The organism is Pirellulales bacterium, from assembly GCA_035533075.1.
Taxonomy (GTDB): Bacteria; Planctomycetota; Planctomycetia; order Pirellulales; family JAICIG01; genus DASSFG01.
Window position 1 is genome coordinate 1 of the sequence record DATLUO010000017.1, and the last position, 9,768, is coordinate 9,768.

Annotated in this window: 7 protein-coding genes; all 7 read left to right on the forward strand. The window is 62.3% G+C overall.

Features of this window, described 5'->3' with window-relative positions:
- Positions 1 to 174: 174 nt before the first annotated feature.
- On the forward strand, positions 175 to 4,299 hold the full coding sequence (locus VNH11_01570; GenBank protein HVA45048.1) for a hypothetical protein: 4,125 nt from the start codon (positions 175 to 177) through the stop codon (positions 4,297 to 4,299).
- A 23-nt stretch (positions 4,300 to 4,322) separates the two neighbouring features.
- Positions 4,323 to 5,159: a hypothetical protein gene (locus tag VNH11_01575; protein ID HVA45049.1), complete on the forward strand. Its 837-nt coding sequence runs from the start codon at positions 4,323 to 4,325 to the stop codon at positions 5,157 to 5,159.
- 112 nt (positions 5,160 to 5,271) lie between these two features.
- A complete protein-coding gene (locus VNH11_01580; GenBank protein HVA45050.1) occupies positions 5,272 to 6,066 on the forward strand; it encodes a hypothetical protein in 795 nt (264 codons plus the stop codon).
- On the forward strand, positions 6,066 to 7,520 hold the full coding sequence (locus VNH11_01585) for a hypothetical protein (protein HVA45051.1): 1,455 nt from the start codon (positions 6,066 to 6,068) through the stop codon (positions 7,518 to 7,520). Before VNH11_01580 ends, VNH11_01585 begins: the two co-directional genes overlap by 1 nt.
- A 135-nt stretch (positions 7,521 to 7,655) precedes the next feature.
- On the forward strand, positions 7,656 to 8,522 hold the full coding sequence (locus tag VNH11_01590) for a vWA domain-containing protein (protein HVA45052.1): 867 nt from the start codon (positions 7,656 to 7,658) through the stop codon (positions 8,520 to 8,522).
- Between the two features lie 60 nt (positions 8,523 to 8,582).
- Positions 8,583 to 9,281, forward strand: a complete 699-nt coding sequence (locus VNH11_01595) for a DNA-3-methyladenine glycosylase (protein HVA45053.1) — start codon at positions 8,583 to 8,585, stop codon at positions 9,279 to 9,281.
- Between the two features lie 19 nt (positions 9,282 to 9,300).
- The coding region (locus VNH11_01600) for a tetratricopeptide repeat protein (GenBank protein ID HVA45054.1) at positions 9,301 to 9,768 on the forward strand (468 nt) is incomplete at its 3' end.

A 9,768-nucleotide genomic window follows, 5' to 3' on the forward strand; every position in this document is an offset into this window, starting at 1 on the left:
TGAACCCTGAACCCTGAACCCTGAACCCTGAACCCTGAACCCTGAACCCTGAACCCTGAACCCTGAACCCTGAACCCTGAACCCTGAACCCTGAACCCTGAACCCTGAACCCTGAACCCCGAACCCCGAACCCCGAACCCCGAATCCCGAACCCTGAACCCCGAACCCTCACTGATGCCCATCGAGCAAGTCTACTGCGCGCACTGCACCTATGGCACTTCGGCGCTCGAACAGCGCGAAGGCGAGCTGGCCGACCGCGTGCTGGGCTATAGTGCGCGGGCCGGTTCGGAGGACCGCAACGAGCTGCGGAACGATTACCGGGCAATCGAGCGGTTCCTCTACTACTATCTCCCCTCCGACACGCCGCCGGAAGAGAAACAGCGGCTCGACGCGGCCGGCGCGCCGCGGCGGCTCTTCTTTTGCCCGTCGATGGGTCGCTTGCAGATGGTCGGCCAAGTGGCCTACCAGCAATACGACACGGCCCAGCGTCTGGGATCGTATTTCGCCCACGTGCTGTTCAGCGACCGGTCCAGCGGTGCCTGGTCGCCGCTCGATTGCCTGCGGTTGTGGAACGCGCCCTGGGTGCAAGAAGATTCGCGCGATCATCCGTTCAAACTGCCTTCGCTCGAACGGCTCGACGCCCTGTGGGCCGGCGCGACGCCCGCCATCGGTGACGACGTGCTGTTGCGTTTCCTGCAATCGTCGGTCGAGGTGGGGCGGGCTTCCAGCCCGTCGAAGTCAGCCGGAGACGGCCTAGGAAGGCCGCCCCACGATGATGATGGCCAGGTGATCGCGCCGCGATGGCTGACCGCCTCGGCACAACAGCGGATCGACCTCGTGGCAAACACCTTGCAAGGACTGCTGGCCTTGGGCACGCAGCGCCGCGAGAGCGTCTTGCTGGTCGTCGAGCCCAGCGTGGCGGCGCTGGTCTTTTATGGCGTGGCCCGTTTGCTGCCAAAGTCGTTCGCCGAGGGCCTGAGCTTTTCAACCTACGAACCGAACGCCGAGCGGCTGCCGGTGACGCTGGCGGCGACGACGTTTTTCGATCCGTTTTCCACCGACATTCGCAGCGATCTCTATCGTCGCCGCGGGCTGGTGATGAATACGTTCCTGGACCGCGTCTCGGAAGGCGGTCCGCCCGTCGGCGAGTATGCCCGATTCATGATCGAGCGGTTGCTGGAGGAAGGCTGGCCGGCCGTCGACCACTTGTTGGAGAGCTTCGAGGCGACGGGAGCGAAGCGGCCGGAAGACCTGGAGCTGTTGGTGCCGGCGCACCGCGCCGTTTCACTGGTGCTTTCGGCGACGCCGCCGGAAGGCGATTCCTGGCGCAAGTCGGAAATCGCCGCCCGCTATCTGTCGCGAGAGGTGCAGCATCAGCTTGCCACCGCGCCGTCGGGCTGGCCGCAGTTGAAGACCGTAATCGGCACGCCGAATCACTTGGCGGTGCTGGAGCTGGTGGCACTCGACGGCATGCCGGCCGAGCTGCAAAGGCCCACGCTGTTTTTGTTGGAAAAATTTCCGGGCGAGAAGCTGCCCGAACTGATCGCGTCGCCCCACATCGCCCGCTGGGCGAAGCTCAAGGCGCTCGTGGCGCAGGTGACGGCGACGGGCCGTTTGCCGGACGGCTGTCAGCTTCTTTCCGCCGACGGTTCGCGGCTCCGCGCGGCGTCCATTGATCGGCTGCTGCCCGACCTTCTGGCCCTGCTGCCTGAGCCGTTGCTGCGGGCAGCGTATGCTGCGGTCCAAGAGACCGACCGGGCCGCATTTTTCGAGGCCTTGCTGAGCGCCGCTCGCAAACCGTCGCCGTCGCCCGCTGCGTTGAAGGGGCTCCTGCTGGAAATCCTCACCCAGTTGAGCGACGGGCAGCTTTTGGACGCGCTGGTGCGGTATCGCGCCGAGCTGACGGCCTGTTTCCCGCCGCCGCAACCGTTATTGGGCACTCGGCTGGGGCGGCTGCTGTACCAGCTTCCCGATCAGCCCAAGCACTTCGAACAGCGGTTGTCGGTGCTGAACCAATGGAAAGATTATTTTCAGCATCCACACCTTGCCGAGCGGCGGTTGGCCGAATGGGGCAAGGTGCGCAACGCCCTGCTGGCCCTGCGTGACGACGCCCAGCCGGCCGCGGCGGGCGGGCTCGACCGCCTCGCCAAGCGGTTGCGTGCGCCGCTGAAGACGGACTTCAAGCCACTGGCCGAGGCCCTGAATCGCGCCATGCCCCGGCGCAGCAGCCAGCTCGACGAATTGGCCGAGGTCGCCGAGAAAGGCGCTCTCAGCGTGCCGCAGTTCCGGGCACGCCTGGAATTGGCCGCTTACAACGCCGGCGCGCCGTTCAGTTATCCCAAGGAAGAGGCCGACATTGAGGCGGGTCCGGGCGACGCTCTGGTCTTCAATGGCGATGCCGACCAGGCCCTTCGCCGCGGCGAGCAGCAAGCGCGTCTATGGCAATTGTTCCGTGAACTTGAAGAGCGCTTGCTGGTGTATTCCGACGATTCGATGGGCAATCGCAAGCTGGCCGCGTTGCAGCAGATCGGCGGCGTGCTCGTCGGCCGGCCCAACTTTCTAGCCGACGGGCGTCGGATGATCGAGGCGTATTTCGTCAACAACGGCGTCTGGCCCACGGGCGCGCTGTTGGCGGGCAAACGGACCAAGCACGGCGCCAAGCCGCGGAAGAAGACCTCGCGAACACCGATGTACGCGGCAGTCAGCCTGACGATTGCCGCCGCTTTTGTCGCGCTTGGCTACTACGTTCTCGAGCGAACGCCAACGGCGAATACTTCTGTGGCGGGGCCTGCGAAGGCGGTCGCGCCGCACGAAGAACCCAAACCCGCGGTTCCCCCGACCACGCCGCCAAAACCGTCGGTCACGGAAGAGCGCCCCAAGGGGCCGTCGGAAAGTACCAAGAGCACCGCCGCTGCGCCGAAACAAGCCGTAGCATCGACGCGATCGAAGACCACGCCAAGTTCACCGGCGGCAGTTCCGGAGCCGGCGAAAACAGACCACGAGTCTCCTCCGCGGGAGCCTAAGCCTGACGTTCCTTCCACGGCGGAGCCGACTAGATCGGTCGCCTCGTCGAACTCGAAACCGATTGCACCGATGCCTGCCCCGGCCCCGGAGCAGGGCGGGAGTGAAAACAAGGCGCCAGGGGACGTGCCCAGTTCCGAGGGAGGCGCGGAAGCTCAACCGACGTTGCCGACCTTGGTCGATAAGGCCGCGTCGTTGCCCGGCATAGGAGCGTCCAAGCGAGTACTTTTAAAAGAGTGGTCAGCAGTCCCGATGGCAATTACATTCGAACTGCACGGACTTGCTTCAGCGAACAAAAACCTTGCCGGCAAGGGCCGATTGGTGGAAGAGCCTTCGAGCGACGGTATGACGGTCGGCTTCGTGCCCGGTGCCGCCGATTCGGGCGGCCCGCCGACGTCGATAGCCAAGTTCGCCGCGGAGGGCGACGGCCTGTCGTTTCGATGGGTGCGGCTCGACGGCGACCAGCGTGGCCTGCGAGAAGCGCGTGACGAAATTCGGCGTTGCGTACTGGAAATTGGCGGCGAAAAGCCGAGTTGGCTGGCGCTGTCGGCCCCGCGCATCGCCCCCGATCCCTTGCCGCTGATCAACGGCCGGCTGATCAACTCCATACACTCACAAAGCAAAAAAGACGATCTGCACGTTCCCGACGACCTGCTGCTCGGTCGCGGCAATCTTCAGTTTCAGGATGGCAGGTACGCGGCGTTTGACGGGCCGTCAGGGCCAAGTCCTTATGTGCTGCAGTTGCTGCCCGTTGAATGCCAAGACTCCGGCGCGGTGTTGCAACTCGTTCGCGCCAAGGAGGGAGGTTGGCAGGTTGTCATCCGGGTTGACGACAATGCGTCCGACCTCTCTAACGATGTGAAGCGGCGCAAAGTCTTCAACGAAGATCTACAGCGTCTGATCCAACTCGATGGTAATGGAGGCATCCGCGATCAACGGCCTGAGCAACGGGACATTGCGGACTTGCTCAACCGTCTGGCCAAGACGATCGGGGTTGACGAAGACCGGATTCCCGTCCTTCCCGACACCACGGCGAGAGAAGAGCGGGACCAGTACAAGCGCGCGATCCTCGACGTGATCCTTTCGCCTGCGAAACGGCTGGACCGGCAGTTGAAGGCCATCGATTGGCTGCGGCAGCACGCGGAGAAGCTGTCGGCGGTCGTTTATCGCCAGGTTGAGCCGCAACTCTACGCGCGCGAGGTCGTTTTCGGTGATCCGCACCGCGTGATGGTTCCCTCCGCGTTGCAGAGTGACTTTTTTGGCCGGGACGACGACTAAAAGGCACATCCAGGAGAATCAATATGGCGACAGGTTTGCAAAGAACGCATGGGCTCCCGCAGTTCCTGAGGGGCTTGGAGCCGGGCAGCGAGCATTGGATCGACGCAGAGGAGAAATTCAACCTTCGCAAGCTCAGCGTTTCCGATCTCGTGGCCCAGGGAGTCGGCGAGCAGCAGGCCGAAATAGCCGTGGCCGGCCTGCGTCGTCAAGATTTGTCAGGGTTGGCGGACGCGTTAGGGATTCATCTGCGGGTCAAGTTTAAAATCTGGGCCGAGAGAGACGGCTCGATCTGCAAGATCAAGGTCGACGGAGCGGACAACGCCGAGTGGCTCCGCTCCTACCTTTCCTCGGTCGTACCAAACATTCGCGTGTCGGAAGCCGTGAAAAAAGCCGACGGCCGATACATTCACTTCACCGTTACATTCGACGACGCTTCCGGCCCCTGGCGGTTGCAACGCGTTCTGATCGATTGTCCCGCGATCATTGCGATGCAAATTCCGATTGTGCATATCATCGAGCGGCCCCACTACCGGCTCGAAGCCCGAGATCTCGCCACGTGGATCGACCGGCAAGGAGAATCTGTCTGGTGGAGCATTGATGGCGACCACCTGCTGGCGGGTCAGGTGCATTCTCCTTGCCCACCCGAGGAGCTTTCGGCGGCGTTGCGGTCGATCGACAGGCCGTTGCGGGTCGACGACCCGGATGATCTGGCGCGCGGCGAAACCCTGCGCGCCGATGACGTCGATCGCGCCATAACGGTCGATCGACTAGGTTTCCGCCAATTATACCTGAATTGGGAGGGCGGTGAGTCGGACTGGCTTCTTTGGGAAGATGAAGAGCTTCTCCAAAGTGAAAGCTAGAGCGAGCGTTTGAGAACGACAGTCCTCTTTCCAGTGAGATTGACGCGTGCCTGGTAAACCGGTCGACTTGCACAAAATGGTTCGGGAGGTGCTTGCGCACACTTCGCCTCTGGTGGCAGCGGCCGATCGACCACTGGTCCATTTCGAAGACGCATCAACCGAGGCTTTCGCTCTCATCAAGTACGTTGGCCGACGAATCCGTAGGCAGGGCGTTTATCCAGAGGTTTATGACCGGCAAATGGGCCATCTGCGACAACTTGTGCTCGCTGAGCTACTCCAAGCATTCGAGCGGTTTCTCAAAGAGATCGCTGCTGTCTGCATCGACTTCCTGGCCCCCTATGTGGCGGACGACAGATTCGACGAATTCTTGCCAAAGACCGGTGGCCACATTGCGGCCTTTGTGAACGCGCAATCCATCGGGAAGGCGCTGTGCGAGTCGGACACATGGCTGAGGCACGAAACCATCAACCGGCGTTTTCGCAGGCTCCTGAAGTTCCCGTTTGGTGAGCCCTGGGAGTTTCTGTTCCCCGAAGGCAATCAACCACCCGCGACAGAGCAAGAGCGGGCGAAAACGCTGGCCGTTCTCTGGCAATTGCGACACTGCTGTGCGCATAATCTAGGCGTGATGACGGCCTCGGATTCGATGAAGTTTCGCATGCTTGTCGGCGCTCCGGTCGCGGCCAATTGTCGACTATCTCCGTCAACGGACGACCTCCGCTTCGTCAGCGACTTCTTGTCTGAAACGGCGCAAAACACCAATCAGCGAATCGGCCAGCGGCTGGCGCTCGTCCTTGAGCACTTCCACCTGGCGGATGCCTCTTTGTTCGACGGTCAATTAAAGGCCAACGAAGTTTCGCAACGGTTTGTTTTTTCAGTTACCATCAACGGGCACGTGGGGGTGCGGTAATGCGCTACTTGCTGGTCGTCGTCATCGCCTGTGCTCCGCTCGCCGCACTGACCGGTTGGAGCTTCTGGCAGGCCGCCCGCGGCGCGGCGGGGTCGGGTGGCGTCGGCAGCCCGGCCGACACCGCCGAGATGGTCAAGCGGGCCAACGCCTTGGCCGGCCAGGCCAAACTCGGTTCAACCTTCGCCAGCCAGTTGGCCCAGGCCGATCTGCTCGAGGCCGGTGGGCCATCGCTCGACGATCCGGACGATGCGAAGCTTAAGGCCGCCGCCGAAGCGTGGAACCATTCGCGCCAGGCGCGGCAACTGGCGTCGAAATATGCCAAGGCCGCCGCCATCCATATCGCTGACGATGCGCCCTCGGCCGCGCGGCGCCGCGAGGTTGAAGCGGCCGTCAGCCGATTGCGCGAGTTCGTTTCCACCGAACGGCAAAACTACGTGGGCCAGGTCGATGGGGCAGACGAGTTGTTCGCCATGCTCGATCGCCGCATTCACCAGTTGGAGGCCGAAATCGACGGCTACAAACGAAAAGACCAAATGGCCGCAGCGCTGGCCGCGGTGAAAAACGACCTCGATCAAGGACGCTACGAGGCTTGTTTGAAGCGGCTCAACGGTGATCCTTTGGCGGGGGCGTCGGATGCGGACCTCGTCGACGAGCTGCAAAAACTGCGAAAGCGGGCCGAATATCGTCGTGCCTGGGAAGACCTGATGGCCGTCAGCGCCGCTTCCGACGGCAGCCGCGATTCATATAACCAGATCGAAGCCTTTCTGCGGCGCTACCCCGACCCGCCGACGCCGGCCGAGCGCGACATGCAGACCCAAATCGAGCAGAGCCGCGACCACTTGAAGAGCGAAATGTCGGTCCACCTCTTGGACCAGGCCCGCGATCTCGATACGCTGCTGGTCGAGGCGTCGCAGATCGTCTCCAACGCCCGCATTGAAGCATCCGTCAAGCAACAGGCCCGGCATCAAGTGACCGAGTGGCTGGCGAACCATTTGCCGAAGATCGAACCGCCCGCATTTCTGCTGGGCAAGCAGGAGGCCGTCACCAAGAACGGGCAGCGCAAGATTGGCATCTTTTTCCTGCCGCCGGGCGCCGAGCAATATCGTTTTTGGGCCGAGCGCCGCGACCGCAGCGATCGGCCGCGTGGCGACGAGCAATTCGCGCGAGGCTCCTTCGAGCAAGAGCCGGCCACGCCGCAATACATCGTCTGGGCCCAACAATACAATCAATGCCTGGAGACGGTGCTGGGCGAAGGCGCCGCTCGCAGCGACTGGCAACAGTTCGCCGACGACTGCGACACGCGGCAGCAGCAGCTTGCCGCCTATCGCCAGCGATGGGGCGTCGACGACGAGCCGGATCGCTCGTGCCGCGAGTGGTCGTTTCGCGACGCGGCCGGCATCGCCCGCAACGTCTTGAAGCGGTGGACACAGTACGAGCGGATTCTGGGACGATAGAATTCTGGATTTTCGATTCTCGATTTTGAATTGATGACTGTTGGTCAACCGCGCACTGTTATCCTGTAATCCAAAATCGAAAATCCAAAATCCAAAATCCCAACCACTACTTTTCCAATACCCAAGGATCCTCCCATGCCTTACACACAAGAGATCAGTCGTGCCCGAAAAGCGTGTTTCCTGTTCCTGCTCGACCAGTCGTTCTCGATGGAGGAGCCGCTGGGCAATTCCGACAAGCTGAAGAAAGACGAGCTGGCCACGGCCCTCAACGCCTGGCTGCAAAACATGACCATCCGGGCCAGCGGCGACACGGGCATCAAAGACTGGATGGACGTGGGCGTGATCGGCTACCGCACCGACGAGCAGGGCAATCCGATTCTCGAATCGGCCTTGCAAGGGGCGTTGGCCGGCCGCGGTGACCTGGTTTCGATCAAAGACATCGGCGAAAACCCGCTGCGCATCGACCAGAAGCAGCAGCAGCTTCCCGACGACGAGACGGGCGAGATGATCTCGATCGCGGCGGAGATGCCCATCTGGGTCGATCCCAAGGCCCAGGGCGGCACACCGATGTGCAACGTGCTGCACCACTGCTACGAGGTGTTGGACGGCTGGATCAAAGACCACCAATCGAGCTTTCCGCCGATCGTGATCAACATCACCGACGGCGAATCGCAAGACGGCGACCCGATTCCCTACGCCGACGCCGTGAAAGACCTGGCCACCGAAGACGGCAACGTGCTGCTCTTCAACTGCCACTTGTCGATGACGGCGGCCGACCCGTTCATGTTCCCGGCCAGCAACGAGATTTTGCCCGACGATTTGGCCCGCGTGCTGTTCGACATGTCGAGCGCGGTGCCCGAAACGATTTTCAATCGCGCCGTGGCCGAAGGCTTTGAGTTGAAGCCGAACGCCCGCGGCATGGCCTTCAACGCCGACATGGTGGCGCTGCTCAAGTTCTTGGATATGGGCACGCGTGCGGCGGCGCCGGGGAACCTGCGGTAGGACCATGACCGAATACACAGCGATCTAGGAGCGGGGCGATCGCAATTGCTTCACTGCGTTATGTCCACGAATCCCGTTTTCAACGCTCCCACCGACCGCGGCGCGGCGCCGCTGGACTTCGATCCGCACGAAGCGGCCGCGTTTCTGACCGCCGCAGATAAACGCCTGGGCCGCATCATCGAGCGGGCAGGCCCCTTCACGCTGCGGCCGGAAAAAATACAAAGCCCGTTTCAATCGCTGCTGAAAGCGATCGTCTATCAGCAGCTTTCGGGCAAGGCCGCCGCCACGATCCTGGGCCGCGTGCAGGCCATCAGCCCGCATCGGCGAGGCATTCAGCCGCAAGCGGTTCTCGATGCGCCCGACGAAGTGCTGAGGCAGGCGGGCATGTCGCGGGCGAAAGTTCTGGCCGTCAAAGACCTGGCGGCCAAAACGCTCGACGGCACGGTGCCCACGCTGGCCCGGCTAAAGAAAATGAACGACGACGAGATCGTCGCTCATTTGACGAGCGTCCGCGGCGTGGGGCGATGGACGGTCGAGATGCTGCTGATTTTCCGCCTGGGCCGGCCCGACGTGCTGCCCCTGGCCGATTGGGGAATTCGCCGCGGTTTTATGTTAACCTATCGTCAGCAGGAAATGCCGTCGCCGGGCGAGCTGTTGCGCCGCGGCGAGCGCTGGCGTCCGTTTCGGTCGGTGGCAAGCTGGTATCTGTGGCGGTCGGTCGATTTGCACCGCCGCGCGGCAATGGTCTTGCCCGACTGAGTGAAAGCGAAAAGGCGATATGACTCGATGTTTGCGGTTACCCTTGTTGCTCCTGTTCTGCTGCGTCCGAACCGCCAGCGCCGCCGACGACTGGCTGGGCGAAACGGTGATCGTCAAGGAGACCGCCCGGCCGCAGGTCGGCAACAAGCGGTACGAATGGAATGAGGCTCCCATTCCGGCCATCGTGCAAAAGGTCAACGGAGATTGGCTTTGGGTAGGCACGGTGTGGGTCAAGCAAGACGAGGTGCTGCGGCTCGACGACGCACCGGCGTATTTCACCGGGTTGATCGACAAGGGCACGAACAACGTCGTCGGGTATGCGCTTCGTGGCGTGAGTTGGCTGGTCAAGCACGAGTTTGAGAACGCCATCAAAGATCTGACCGAGGCGATTCGTTTGGAACCTGCCAACACGTCGTTTTATACACTGCGCGGCAAGGCCTATTACGCCAAACGCAATTTCGACCAGGCACTGGCCGATTTCAACGAG